At 72.7% G+C, this 13,069-nt stretch carries 9 protein-coding genes; 8 read left to right on the top strand and 1 reads right to left on the bottom strand.

The window, feature by feature from the left end; all coding sequences use genetic code 11:
• The first annotated feature begins 85 nt into the window (after positions 1-85).
• The 8 genes from manD (at position 86) to AB0C15_RS11020 (ending at position 7,427) form a co-directional block, all read left to right on the top strand.
• Positions 86-1,366: a D-mannonate dehydratase ManD gene (manD, locus tag AB0C15_RS11055; RefSeq protein ID WP_357351024.1), complete on the top strand. Its 1,281-nt coding sequence runs from the start codon at positions 86-88 to the stop codon at positions 1,364-1,366.
• Positions 1,367-1,494: 128 nt separating this feature from the next.
• The gene (locus tag AB0C15_RS11050; protein WP_357351021.1) at positions 1,495-3,201 is read left to right on the top strand and encodes an ABC transporter ATP-binding protein; all 1,707 of its coding nucleotides are present in this window, start codon (positions 1,495-1,497) and stop codon (positions 3,199-3,201) included.
• Positions 3,198-4,991, top strand: a complete 1,794-nt coding sequence (locus AB0C15_RS11045; RefSeq protein WP_357351020.1) for an ABC transporter ATP-binding protein — start codon at positions 3,198-3,200, stop codon at positions 4,989-4,991. Before AB0C15_RS11050 ends, AB0C15_RS11045 begins: the two co-directional genes overlap by 4 nt.
• An 88-nt stretch (positions 4,992-5,079) precedes the next feature.
• Positions 5,080-5,694: a sigma-70 family RNA polymerase sigma factor gene (locus tag AB0C15_RS11040; RefSeq protein ID WP_357351018.1), complete on the top strand. Its 615-nt coding sequence runs from the start codon at positions 5,080-5,082 to the stop codon at positions 5,692-5,694.
• A gap of 73 nt (positions 5,695-5,767) precedes the next feature.
• Positions 5,768-6,268 carry a M23 family metallopeptidase gene (locus AB0C15_RS11035; protein ID WP_357351016.1) on the top strand — a complete coding sequence of 167 codons (501 nt, stop codon included), beginning with the start codon at positions 5,768-5,770 and terminating at the stop codon, positions 6,266-6,268.
• 9 nt (positions 6,269-6,277) lie between these two features.
• Positions 6,278-6,499 (top strand): hypothetical protein, encoded by a 222-nt coding sequence (locus AB0C15_RS11030; protein WP_357351014.1) that lies wholly within the window; start codon positions 6,278-6,280, stop codon positions 6,497-6,499.
• 133 nt (positions 6,500-6,632) lie between these two features.
• A complete protein-coding gene (locus tag AB0C15_RS11025) occupies positions 6,633-6,899 on the top strand; it encodes a beta-eliminating lyase-related protein (RefSeq protein WP_357351012.1) in 267 nt (88 codons plus the stop codon).
• A 66-nt stretch (positions 6,900-6,965) separates the two neighbouring features.
• The gene (locus AB0C15_RS11020; protein WP_357351010.1) at positions 6,966-7,427 is read left to right on the top strand and encodes a hypothetical protein; all 462 of its coding nucleotides are present in this window, start codon (positions 6,966-6,968) and stop codon (positions 7,425-7,427) included.
• 77 nt (positions 7,428-7,504) lie between these two features.
• Here the strand turns inward: AB0C15_RS11020 and AB0C15_RS11015 are convergent, their stop codons facing one another.
• Complete coding sequence (locus AB0C15_RS11015; RefSeq protein ID WP_357351008.1) at positions 7,505-12,967, bottom strand: carboxyl transferase domain-containing protein; 5,463 nt, start codon at positions 12,965-12,967, stop codon at positions 7,505-7,507.
• Between the last annotated feature and the right edge of the window lie 102 nt (positions 12,968-13,069).

The raw sequence follows: 13,069 nt of genomic DNA, 5'->3' as shown, positions 1-13,069 counted from the left end.
CCGGGCTGAGCGCCACGGACGGGACGGTCTGCTCCACAGTGGCTTCATCCCGAGCGGGAGGCCGCGTAGCGTCCCTCGATGGCCGGTGAGCACGACACCTACCGCCCCCCGACCGGCACCGACGGAAAGGCACCCCGTGAAGATCGTCGCAGCAGACGTCATCGTGACCAGCCCCGACCGGAACTTCGTCACCCTCAAGATCACCACCGATGACGGCATCACCGGCCTGGGCGACGCCACGCTCAACGGCCGCGAACTCTCCGTCGCCTCGTACCTGCGTGACCACGTCGCCCCGCTGCTGATGGGGCGCGACGCGCACCGGATCGAGGACACCTGGCAGTTCCTCTACCGCTCGGCGTACTGGCGGCGTGGGCCGGTGACCATGGCGGCCATCGCCGCCGTCGACGTCGCGCTCTGGGACATCAAGGCCAAGGCCGCGGGCATGCCGCTCTACCAGTTGCTGGGCGGAGCGTCCCGCACCGGCATCATGGCGTACGGGCACGCGTCCGGACGGGACATCCCGGAGCTGTTCGACTCGATCCGCCGCCACCTCGACGAGGGCTTCCGGTCGATCCGGGTGCAGACCTCGGTGCCGGGGATCAACGCCGTCTACGGTGTGGCCGCACAGCCCAGCGCCACCGGTCAGCGCTACGACTACGAGCCCGCGCAGCGCACCCCACTGCCCGCCGAGGAGGACTGGGACACCCGGGCGTACCTGCGCCACCTGCCCACGGTCTTCGAGGCGGTGCGTGCCGAGTTCGGCCCGGAGCTGCCGTTGCTGCACGACGGCCACCACCGGATGACCCCGATCCAGGCCGCCAAGCTCGGCAAGGCCCTCGAACCGTACGACCTGTTCTGGCTGGAGGACTGCACCCCGGCCGAGAACCAGGAGGCACTGCGGCTGGTGCGCCAGCACACCACCACCCCGCTCGCCATCGGCGAGGTCTTCAACACCGTCTGGGACTACCAGACCCTGATCCGGGAGCAGTTGATCGACTACGTCCGGTCGGCGGTCACCCACACCGGCGGCATCACCGCGATGCGCAAGCTGCTCGACTTCGCCGCCCAGTACCAGATCAAGTCCGGCATCCACGGCCCCACCGACATCTCACCGGTGGGGATGGCCGCGGCGCTGCACCTGGACCTGGCCATCCACAACTTCGGGATCCAGGAGTACATGAAGCACACCCCGCTTGCCGACGAGGTGTTCCGGCAGTCGTTCACCTTCACCGACGGCTACCTGCACCCGGGCGACCAGCCGGGGCTCGGGGTGGAACTCGACGAGGAGGTGGCGGCCCGGTTCCCGTACGAGCCGGCGTACCTGCCGTTCAACCGGCTCAAGGACGGCACGGTCCATGACTGGTGAGCGGCGTGGCGCCCGGCCCACCCGGCACGCCCGTGGTGACGGGTGGCTCCGACCCCGCTGCGGAGTCATGTTAGGTTAGCCTGCCCTAATCGTAACGGAGTCAGCCGCGTGCCCTCATCGATCCGCGCATGACAGTCGTCGAGACCACCGGCGCCGTGGTGCTCCGTCGCGCGCTGCGTCGACAGCGCGGCCGGGTCGCCGGGGGCATCGCGCTGCTCTGCACCCACCAGGCCACCGAAGCCCTCGTCCCGGTCGCCATCGGCGTGGTCATCGACCGCGCGGTGGCGACCGGCGACGTCGGCGCCCTGGTGCTCTCGCTCGCCGGTCTGGCCGCCCTGTTCACGGTGCTCGCCTTCGCCTACCGGACCGGCGCGCGACTGGCGTTCGCCGCCGTCGAACACGAGGCGCACGCCACCCGGGTCGAGATCGCCCGCAGCGCCCTCGACCCGCGCGGACGCCGGTCGGGCCTGCGCGACGGCGAGCTGCTCTCCGTGACCGCCTCGGACGCCGAGCTGTCCGCGCTCGTCGTACGCGTCGCCGGGCTCACCGCCGCGGCGCTGACCGCCATCGTGGTCGCGGCCGTCGCGTTGCTCGTCGTCGACATACCCCTCGGCCTCGGGGTGCTCATCGGCGTACCCCTGCTGGTGGTCGCTCTCCAGCGGATGGCGCCGCTGCTCACCCGGCGCAGCACGTCGCAGCAGGAGGCGCTCGCGGCCACCACCGCGCTCGCCGTCGACCTCGTCACCGGCCTGCGCGTGCTGCGCGGCATCGGGGCGCAGGACCACGCCGCCCGCCGGTACGCGGCCGCCAGCCGGCACGCGCTGGACGTCACCCTGCGCGCCGCCACCACCAAGGGTCTGCACCTCGGGCTCACCACCACTGTCAACGGTCTCTTCCTCGCCACGGTCGCCGGAGTCGCCGGCTGGCTCGCGCTGCAGGGGCGGCTCACCATCGGCGAACTCGTCGCCGTGGTCGGGCTGGCCCAGTTCATCGCCGAGCCGGTGCAGACGCTCGGGTACTGCGTCCAACTGTTCGCCATGGCCCGAGCCTCCGCCGGACGGGTGGCCCGGGTCCTCGGTGCCCCGCCGGTCGTCCAGCCGGGCGACGCCGGGCCGCCCACCCCGAGCCTCACCCGGCTCGCCCTCGACCGGGTCTCGTACGCCGGCCTCGACGACGTCGACCTGCGCGTAAGCGCCGGTGAGATCCTGGGTGTACTCGCCTACGACCCGAGCGAGGCCGAGGCACTTGTGGCGCTGCTGGCCGGCCGGGTGCCCCGCGCGGAGCACCGGGGGACGGTCCGCGTCGACGGCGTGCCCGCCGACGAACTGCACACCGACGCCGCGCGCGCCCTCGTCCTGGTGGAGCAGCACGACGTGGCGCTGTTCGAGGGGACGCTCCGCGCCAACCTGAGCGCCGGCGCGCCCGTCGACGACGAGGTCCTGCGTGCCGCCGTACGGGCTGCCGCCGCCGAGGACGTGCTCGCCGCGCACCCGCACGGGTTGGACCGCCTGCTCACCGAACGCGGAGCGAACCTCTCCGGCGGGCAGCGCCAGCGCATCGGGTTGGCGCGGGCGCTCGTCGCCGACCCGCCGGTGCTGGTGCTGCACAACCCCACCACTGCTGTCGACGCGGTGACCGAGGCGCTGCTCGCCACCAGACTCGCCGAGGCGCGCGGGGCGGGCGCCCGCGGCACGGTGCTCGTCACCACCAGCCCGACGCTGCTGCGGATCACCGACCGGGTCGCGGTGATCGACCGGGGACGGGTCGTCGCCGAGGGGACCCACGAACGACTGCTCGCCAGCGACGCCCGCTACCGCGAGGAGACCCTGCGATGACGACCGAGCCGACCACCCGGCAGCTCCTGCCGACGGCCACCGGCCGGCAGACCTGGACCGCCCTCCGTACCGAACTGGCCCTCCTCCCGGGCCTCACCGCCGTCGCCGGCACGTTGCTCGTCGCCGCTGCCGCGACCGGGCTCGTCGCCCCCTGGGTGCTCGGCCGCCTCGTCGACGACGTCATCGCCGGCACCGACACGCCACGGGTGCTGGCCTGGGCCGGCGTGATCGCCGGCGCCGCCGTGCTCGCGGGGCTCCTCACCGCGGCCGGAGCGGCGGTCGCCGCGCGCCTCGGCGAGACCGTGCTGGCCCGACTCCGGGAGCGGGTCCTCGACCGCGCCCTGCACCTGCCGTCGGCAACCCTAGAGCGGGCCGGGACCGGCGACCTGGTGGCCCGGGCCGGCGACGACGTGGCAGTGGTGACGAACGTGATCGCCACCAGCGGCCCCGCCTTCCTCGGCGCGGTGTTGTCCGTCGTGCTGACCGCGGCGGGGCTCTTCGCCCTCGACTGGCGACTCGGCATCGCCGGGCTGGTCGCGGCCCCGGCGTACGCGGTGGCGCTGCGGTGGTACCTCAAACGGTCGGTGCCGTACTACGCGCGCGAGCGGGTGGCGACCGGCGAGCGGGCGCAGGCGACGGCCGAGGCGCTGCGGGGCGCGGCCACCGTACGCGCCTACCGGATGGAGGACGCGCACGTCACCCGGATCGCGGATCGCTCCGGCGTCGCCCGCGACCTGTCGCTGGAGATCTTCGGCCTCTTCACCCGCTTCGGGCTGCGTATCAACCGCTCGGAGTTCGTGGGGCTCGCCGCCGTGCTGCTCGCCGGTTTCCTGCTGGTCCGCGAGGACCTGGCCACCGTCGGCGCCGCCACCACGGCCGCGCTCTACTTCCACCGCCTCTTCAACCCCATCGGCCTGCTGCTGTTCGAGTCGGACTCGGTGTTGCAGGCCGGGGCCAGCCTCGCCCGGCTCGTCGGGGTCACCACCCTGCCGGACACCGCGGTACCCGCCGGCACCGCACCCGCGGGCCACGGGCGGGCCATGCCGGCGGCACTCGAGGTGGCAGTCGCGCAGCACCGCTACGACGACGGGCCGGTGGTGCTGCGGGACATCGCCCTGCGGCTCGCACCAGGGGAGCGGGTCGCCCTGGTCGGCGCGAGCGGCGCGGGCAAGAGCACCCTGGCCGGCATCATCGCCGGCATCATCGCGCCCACCCACGGCGCGGTGACGCTGCGCGGCGTGCCGCTGGCACAGCTCGACGAGCACCGGCTCCGTCGTGAGATCGCGCTGATCAGCCAGGAGGTGCACGTCTTCGCCGGGCCGCTCGCCGACGACCTGCGCCTCGCCGACCCGGACGCCACCGACGCCGAGATCGCCGCCGCCCTCGACCTCGTCGGCGCCACCGAATGGGTGCGGACCCTGCCGGACGGTCTCGCCACCGCGGTGGGGGAGGGTGGGCGGCAGCTCACCTCGGCCCAGGCGCAGCAGCTCGCGCTGGCCCGGCTCGTCCTCGCCGATCCCGCCGTCGCGGTCCTCGACGAGGCCACCGCCGAGGCGGGCAGCGCCGGCGCGCGGGACCTCGACCGCGCCGCCGTGGCGGCCACCGAGGGCCGTACCACGCTTGTCGTCGCCCACCGTCTCAGCCAGGCGGCCACCGCGGACCGCATCGTCGTCCTGGAGCAGGGGCACGTCGCCGAGCACGGCACGCACGCCGAACTGCTGGCGGCCGGGGGCGGCTACAGCCGGCTCTGGCGATCGTGGAGCATGCCCGAGCTTGCGCTCCCGAGCTGATCGGGGCAGCCCGGGAACTTTTCCGGACCGGCCGACGACCACCAGAGTGCGCGGCCGACCGGCGGCGTTCCGACGACGGCATCCCGGCATGGAGGAGCGCCCGTGGCACACAGGACGGTGGTCGGTGCGGAGCGGTGTCGCTGACGACGACCAGGTGACCCGGTGGGCGCGGGAGGCGGGCCAGGGTGACCGGCAGGCCGCCACGGCGTTCATCCGGGCCCTGCAGGACCAGGTCTGGCGGTTCCTGTCGCACCTGGCCGGGCCGGGGGAGGCCGACGACCTGACCCAGGAGACGTTCCTGCGGGCGTTTCGCAACCTGCCCGGCTTCGCCGGCCGCTCGTCGGCCCGCACCTGGGTGTTCACCATCGCCCGGCGCGTCGCGGTGGATCACGTCCGGACGGCGGTGGTCCGGCCGAGGGTGGCGTCGGTGCCGGACTGGCAGGCTGCGGCCGAGGCCGCCGGCGCGATCACGGCCGGCGCCGACGAGGGCGTGACCCTGCACCAGTTGATCGCCGGTCTGAGCCGGGAGCGCCGCGAGGCGTTCGTCGCCACCCAGGTGCTCGGCCTGTCGTACGCCGAGGCGGCGGACGTCTGCCAGTGCCCTGTCGGCACGATCCGTTCCCGGGTCGCGCGGGCGCGCGAGGACCTCGTCGCCGCCTGGCAGGCTGAGGCCGACCCGGGTCACGGGCGACGAATCGGCTGAGGGCGGCTTCCCGTTCCCGTGCGGCGCTGCCGACATTGGTCGAAATCATTTCGCCGGCTACCCTCGGTGGTCCATGGTCATCTGCGACCCGTTCGCTGGCTACCCGATCACCGGAAGTTGGCAGGACCACCTCAACCGCGGCTCGTTGGGCGGCATCGATTTCGCCATGGGCGTCGGGACGAACCTGCCGGCCTGCGGTGCCGGCACGATCCAGAACATCCCGAACAACGGTACGGGCGGCCACACGGTGACGATCCAGCACGCGGACGGCTACCGCAGCCAGTACCTGCACCTGTCGCAGTTCCTGCTGGCCAACGGCACCGCCGTCGGCGCCGGCGCGATCGTGGGCCGCTCGGGTGGTGCGGCCGGTGCCCCCGGTTCCGGCAGCTCGACGGGCCCACACGTGCACTGGCACATGATCAACCCCGGCGGTGTACGCATCAACCCGCTGACCTACGTCAACCAGAACCCGGGTGGCGGGGGCCTGCCGAAGACATCCACCGAGCAGGACGACATTCCCGGCACCATCTTCTACCAACGCATGCAGAACTGGCTGCGGATCACCTCCGGCTAGCCCGGCCCGATGGACGGCGTGCCCGGTACGCGGACCTATGCCGCACTGCAACACGCCATGCGCGGCTACGGCTACACCGGTCCGCTCGACGGCGTGCCGGGAACGAACACCTGGAAGGCCGTCCAGCGCCTCGCCTCGGGGTGGGGCTGCGCCGGCCCGATCGACGGGATGATGGGGCCGAACTCGTGGCGGGGTTTCGCGCGGTTCCTCAACCAGGACCGGTGGAACTGACCGGCCGAGGCACGTACCCCGCGAGCATCAGCTATTGCCAACATATTGCAACAAGGTGGGCTGCCGGACCGGTAAGCCTGGCCGGGCACCCCCGCCGCCGCGGGCCCGGCCCCGCCGAATTGGATGCCCCGCGATGGTCGTGCGACGTTCCCTCTTCCTGCACTCGGACCTGCACCGTCGACCGCACGACATGCTGCGCTCGATGCTGGCTCAGGTCGACCCCGACACGCCACCGCACGGGCCGGACGGACCGGTGGCTGTGCTGGAGCGGCGGATGGCATCCCTGCTCGGCAAGGACGAGGCGCTGTTCTTCCCGTCCGGGACGATGGCACAGCAGGTCGCCCTGCGGGTGCACGCCGACCGACGTGGCCGCCCGGCTGCGACGTACCGCGCCACCTGACGTGGCGGACGATCCGCACGGTCAACGAGATGGACGAGGCGGGTTGCGCTTCCTAAGATCACGCCGGTGAACACCGAACCTCTCAACATCGTCGGCGTGGCTGGCCCGGTCGTCGTCGCCACCAAGGCAATCTGGGGCCATCCCGCTGTCACCGTCGGCGGAGTGCCAGCCCAGAGGACGGGCAGAAACTACGCGTTGCCAACAGTGGACGGTGGTGTCGTCCAAGCCACGGTGCGCAACGTCCTCGCCGACCCCTACCCGACCGTCGAGGTCAACGGTGTGCGGCACCGGACCGGGCCTGCCATGCCCGTCTTCCTGCGCATCCTGGTGATGCTGCCGATCCTGCTGTTCACCGTCGGTGGCATCCTGGGCGCGCTGGTCGGGGCGTTGGGCGTCGCGGCGAACCTCGCAGTCGCCCGCACCCGGATGGCAACCGCCGTCAAGGCGCTCGCCATGGTCGGCGTCGGTGTCGGCACGGTCATCGTCTGGCTCGTCATCGCCGTCGTCCTGAACGCCGCGCTCAGCTAGACCTCACGTCACCCCGGCACGGTCAGCACCACCGGTCGACGACCGGTGGTGCTGACGTCGTCGGAGCACCGACCGGCCTACCCCAGGCGGGCCTCGATGGCCTCGATGATGCGCGGACGCAGCTCGGCGGCGCGGACGACGGCGTCCACCGAGCCCACCTCGACGGCGCGGTGGATGTTGTGCACCCGGTCGAACTCCGCGGCCACCTCGCCGAGCTTCTCCGCCCGCACCGACGAACGCAGCTCGTCGAGTTCGGCGGTCAGCGCGGCGCGTTCGGTGCCGTTGGCGGCCGCGACCCGAGCCTCCAGGTCCCGTACCCGCGCGTCGGCGGCCGTCCGGGCGTTGACGTCGGCGGAGAACACCACCGCGGCGGCGGGTGCGCCACCGAGCACCGAGGCGAACGAGCCCTCAAGCGCCAGCACCGTCATGTTCGGGTTCAACGCCTTCGAGAACACCACGAACGCACCGCCGTGGTAGCGCGAGATGACGCAGAAGACGATGGGCCCCTGGAAGTTCACGATGGCCCGGCCGATCTCTGCGCCGTACTCCAGTTGCAGCTTGCGCATCGACTCCGGTGAGCCGTCGAAGCCGGACAGGTTCGCCAGCACGACGAGCGGCCGGTTGCCACTTGCCGCGTTGATGGCCCGCGCGGCCTTCTTCGACGAGCGGGGGAAGAGCGTGCCTGCCGTGTAGGTGTCCGGGCCGTCGGTGGGCGGGAAGCCGTGCCGGGGCACCGACCGGGACTCGATGCCGAGCAGGCAGACCGGGATGCCACCGAGGTGGACGTCCTGCACGACGGCGGTGTCCGCGTCCGCCATGCCGGCCCACCGCTCCAGCACCGGGTGGTCCTGGTCGGAGAGGGCCCGCATCACCGTACGGATGTCGAACGGCTTCTTGCGGTCCGGGTTGGCCTCGACGGAGAAGATCTCTCCGACGGTGGCGAAGGCGCTGCCCGCCACGTCGTGCGGGAAGGAGGAGATGTCCCGGTCGGCCGGGTCGGTGGTGACCGCCCGCCGGGGCGCGTCCTCGCCGGGGGCGACGTACGTGTGGTCGTAGTGCGCCATCACCACGTCCCGTGCGGCGGTGAGGTTCGGCGCCCAGTACTGCGCCTGCCCGTTCGGCCCCATCACCCGGTCGTAGCCGCCGATGCCGAAGTTGTCCTCGGCCGACACCCCACCGGAGAAGTCCAGCGACTGCTTGCCGGTGAGCACCATCGCCGAGTCGGGCGTCATCACCAGGATGCCCTTGGTGTGCATGAGCATCGTCGCCTCGGCGTTCCAGTACGGCTGCGCCCCGACGTTGATGCCCGCGACCACGATGTTGATCTCACCGCCGGCCTGGGTGAACTCGACGATCCGCTTGAGCGCCGCGGCCACCCAGTCCATGTTCTCCGTGCCGGAGGTCATCGAGATCCGGGCGCCCGCGGAGAGCGCCCACCACTCCAGCGGCACCCTCATCTGCTCGGCCAGGTCCAGTGCGGCGATCACCCGTCGGCACTCCGGCTCGGACAGGGCGCCGAGCGACTTCGTCGGGTCACCGAGCAGCACCACCCGGGTGACACCCTGCGGGTAGCGCTCGGTCGGGGTGGTGACCACCCCGGCGACGATGGCGGCGGCGTTGCGCCCCTTCGGGCGCTGCACCGGCACCAACCTGTGCTCGTCGTCGAGGTCGTGCTCGACGAAGTCACCGAGCCGGCCGGTCAGCTCGTACGGGTAGACGGTGTTGCGGCTGCTGGCCCGCAGCACCTTGAGCCGGTACTCGTCGAGCGGCTCGATCGGCTCGACCGGCGGCTCCCCGACGGCCAGCTCGGCGCCGCCCGCGGCGTCGAACGAGATCCGTACGGCCATCCGGGTCAGCTCGCCGGTGCGGCGGTCGCGCTGCCGCGCGATGAACAGGATCTCCTCCAGGCCGGCGCCCACCGTCGTCGGGCGGACCCGCCCGGCGATCATCTCCATCTCCTCGCGGGTCAGCTCGCTCGGCGGCCACACGTAGACGACGATCCGGTTGGTGTTGAAGCGCGTCTTCGACGGCCGCCGCGACTGGGCGCGGCGGATCGAGTCGAGGCAGGCGGCGATGGCGTCCTCGGTCGTCGGCAGCGCGACCAGCCGGCCGTCCTGCTCGCGAAGCTCGGTCAGGTCACGCACCTGCGCGAACGCCACGAGACGCTCGTCGGCCCGGTTCTCCCGCGCCACGCACTGGAAGAGGTAGACCTCCTCGTCGGACGACGGCAGCCGGGTGAGGTCGAACTTGTGCAGCCGCTCCAACTGCATCCGCTGCGCGATGTACGGGTGCAGCCCCCGGATCAGCCGGTCCTCGGCCAGCGGCGCGCCCGACGGGCGGAAGGTGAAGTGATGGTGCATCACCGCCCCGCCGCGCCCCGCGACGGTGGTGGTCACCCGGCGGACCTGAGGCGGCAGCGGGTGCGCGGCGATGACCTCGGCCAGCGCGGCCGCCATCGCGTCGAAGTCCTCCGGCTGGTTCTCCCAACCGAGGTAGATGTCGGCGTCCACGGCGTCCTCGCCGCTGGCCAGCTCGGCCAGCCCACGCAGGGCACTGCCGAGCGCGTCGAAGCTCACCGCGGCGGAGACCACGCTCGAGTCGGCGCGCCCGGCGATCACGAACGTGCAGCCGGCGACGTCGCGGGTACGCACGCTGGTGAGCGACCGGTTGCCGTAGTAACGCCGGGTCAGCACCTCCAGCATGACCGCGTTGTCGAGGTGGTCGCGGACGAGTCGTTGGCCGAGCAGCCGGACCAGCGGCTCGGTGCTGCGTACCATCGCGGCGATCCGCTCGGCGCGGTCCGCCGCGTCCGGGTGCGCGTCCAGGTGCCGCAGGTGCCCCCGGACCTCGGCGTAGACGCGGGCGCGGTTGCGGCGCAGCAGCGGCTGGGCGAACCAGGCGAACACCACGCCACGGGCGAGGTCGGCGACCACGGGGAAGCGGACCTGGGTGGCGGCGATCAGCCGCTCCAGGGCGAGGCCGGCCGGCTCACGCAGCGTCTCGTCCGGTGGGGTCTCCCGCAGCCAGGCGCGCAGCAGCGCCGCGACGACCTGCGCGTCCGCGGAGCCGCGCTGCTGGGCGAGGAAGATCCGGAAGACGGCGGCTTCGAGCGCGGGGGTGCGGTCCAGGTCGGTGATGCCGTACCGGCCGAGGGCCTTGCCGAGCCGGGTCTGGAAGGCGTCCGGCAGCCCGGCCCGCTCGACGTCGAGGCTCTGCAGGTAGGTGTGGAAGTACTCCCGGGCGCTGTGCACGTGCGCGGCGCCGCCGTCCTCGCCCGTCGGCCGGTTGCGGCTCAGCTCGGCCAGGTCGGCGAACACCTCGATGAGGTCGAGTTCGGCGGCCAGTGGCCGTTGACCGGCTTCGGTGGCCTCCCGGCGGGCGGTGAGGTAGCCGTCGAGCACCCGACGGTCGTCGTGCGGGTCGACGTCGAAGCCGAGCAGCAGACCCCGCAGGTCCTCCTGGCCGCGCCTGCTGCGCTCGTCCGCCGGGACGTTCTCGGCGGCGGTCGGCAGGTCCAACTCGACGGTCTCGGCGCTCGCGTCGTCCGCGGCTTCCTCGGCGTCGTCCGTGAGCGGCTCCAGGCGCAGCAGCGGCGCACCGGCCTCCACCTGGCTGCCCACCGAGACGGCGCACTCCTTGAGCCGCGCCTTGAACGGTGCCCGCAGCACCGTCTCCATCTTCATCGCTTCGAGCACCAGCACCGGCGCGCCGGCCTCGACCTCGGCGCCGACCTCAAGCGGTGTGGCGACGACGAGCGCGGGCATCGGGGAACGCAGCACGCCGCCCTCGTCCCGGCTGACCCGGTGCGTCACGCCGTCCACCTCGACCAGGTGCGTCGGCCCGTAGGTGCCGGTGAGCAGGCGGTAGCGGACGCCGTTGACGACGATCTGGCCGGTGTGCCGGTCGAAGCGGTCGAGTTCGACGTCGGCGGTGCGCACGACCGGGCCGACCTCGATGCCGACCCGGAAACGGTGCGGGCCGACGCGCGCCACGCGGGTGCGGTAGGAGACGCCGCGCAGCTTGAGGTCCAACGGTCGGCCACTGGCGTGCTGCACCTGCGGCCGTCCACCGGCCGCCGTGGACAGCAGCCGCTGCCGTTCGGCGCGCTCCTCCTCCTCGTACGACTCGATGGCGGCGGCCGCCAGGGCGACCGCGGAGTGGCGGTGCGTGACGAGCCGGCCCTCGGCGCGGACGCGGTCGATCCAGCCGGTGTCGGCGCTGGCGTCGATCACCTCGGGCTGGTCGAGCAGGTCGAGGACGAAGCTCTTGTTCGTCGCCCCACCCTCGATGATCACCGTGGTGTTCGCCATCGCCCGACGCAGCCTGCCGAGCGCCTCGTCGCGGTCACGGCCGTACGCGATGATCTTCGCGATCATCGAGTCGAAGTCGGCGGGGATGGTGTCGCCCTCGCTGACGCCGGTGTCCACCCGGATGCCGGGGCCGCTGGGCAGGTCGAGCCGGGCGATGCGGCCGGGCGACGGCGCGAAGTCGCGGTCGGGGTCCTCGGCGTTGAGCCGGGCCTCGATGGCGTGGCCGCGCTCGGCCGGCGGGGCGCCCTCGAGCCGCCCGCCGCCGGCGACGTGCAGCTGCGCCTTGACCAGGTCGAACCCGGTGGTCAGCTCGGTGATCGGGTGCTCGACCTGGAGACGGGTGTTGACCTCCAGGAAGGCGAACAGGCGGTCGCCCGGGTGGTAGAGGAACTCCACCGTCGCCGCGCCGCGGTAGCCGACCGCCACGGCCAGCCGCTCGGCCGACGTCTTCAGCTCGGCGGCCTGCGCCGGGTCGAGCACCGGCGACGCCGACTCCTCGATGACCTTCTGGTTGCGTCGCTGCACCGAGCAGTCGCGGACGCCGAGCGCCCACGCGGTGCCCTGCCCGTCGGCGATGACCTGGACCTCGACGTGCCGGGCCCCGGTGACCAGGCGCTCCAGGAACACGATGCCGCTGCCGAACGCCCGCGCCGCCTCCTGGCTGGTGCGCTCGTAGGCGTCGTCGAGTTCGGCCTCGTTCCTGATCACGCGGATGCCGCGCCCGCCACCACCGGCGGTCGCCTTCAGCATCAGCGGGTAGCCGACCTCGGCTGCCGAGGCCCGGGCGGCGGCGAGGGTTTCCACGGCGCCGCGGCTCCACGGCGCGACCGGCACGCCGACCTTCTCGGCGATCAGCTTCGACCCGATCTTGTCGCCGAGCTGGCGCATGGCGTCCGCGCTCGGCCCGACGAAGGTGACGCCGATCTTCTCGCACAGTTCGGCGAAGGCCGGGTCCTCGGCGACGAAGCCCCAGCCGACCCACGCGGCGTCGGCGCCGGTCTCGGTCAGGGCGCGCTCCAACACCGCCAGGTTGAGGTACGGCCGGGCCGACGCCGGGCCCAGGTCGTACGCGATGTCCGCTTCGCGGACGAACGTGGCGTTGCGGTCGACATCGGTGTAGAGAGCGACGGTTTCGAGTTGGATGCCGGTCTCCGCGGCCAGCTCGCGGACCGCGTGGATGAGCCGCATGGCGGCTTCACCACGGTTGACGATGGCGACACGGTTGAACACCCGAAAGACCCCTTAGCTAGACCTCGACCTGCGTGCCGAGAGACGACGGCTCCCAGCAGTGATCACCTTTCCGGGTGGCGACGGCGAGCGCTATGGCGCAAC

It is taken from the genome of Micromonospora sp. NPDC048835, assembly GCF_040649995.1.
Taxonomy (GTDB): Bacteria; Actinomycetota; Actinomycetes; order Mycobacteriales; family Micromonosporaceae; genus Micromonospora.
The sequence above is the reverse complement of the archived record's forward strand: the minus strand, read 5'-3'. Positions and strand labels throughout refer to the sequence as shown.